The 344-nt window shown below is 59.0% G+C and carries 1 pseudogene; it reads left to right on the top strand.

Annotation, left to right across the window (positions count from 1 at the left end):
* Positions 1–134 precede the first annotated feature (134 nt).
* Positions 135–344: pseudogene (locus EN804_RS37780) on the top strand (aspartate transaminase); the annotation flags it as partial.

The raw sequence follows: 344 nt of genomic DNA, 5'->3' as shown, positions 1-344 counted from the left end.
CCGGTCTTCGTGGCATTGATGAAGACATCTGGAAGGCGACGCGCGTTGACGGCATTCCGATGTGGAAAACCTACACCCTCAGCTAATGGGCTCTACGTGGCCCCGGTTCCATATCCCAGTGAAAGATCACCCTGATGCCCTCTACAGCCGATCGACTGAAAAACGTTTCCGTTTCCGCCTCCGCCGCCATGACGCAGCGCGCCAGAGAACTATCGGCGCAGGGTATAAAGGTGGTCAGCCTTTCCTCCGGCGAGCCTGATTTTCCGACGCCCGCACACGCAGTCGAGGCGGCGCATGAGGCCGCACTGAGTGGGCAGACAAAATACCCGCCAATGGACGGTACA

Origin of the sequence: Mesorhizobium sp. M8A.F.Ca.ET.161.01.1.1 (genome assembly GCF_004792105.1) — a bacterium.
Lineage (GTDB): Bacteria > Pseudomonadota > Alphaproteobacteria > Rhizobiales > Rhizobiaceae > Mesorhizobium.
The sequence above is the reverse complement of the archived record's forward strand: the minus strand, read 5'-3'. Positions and strand labels throughout refer to the sequence as shown.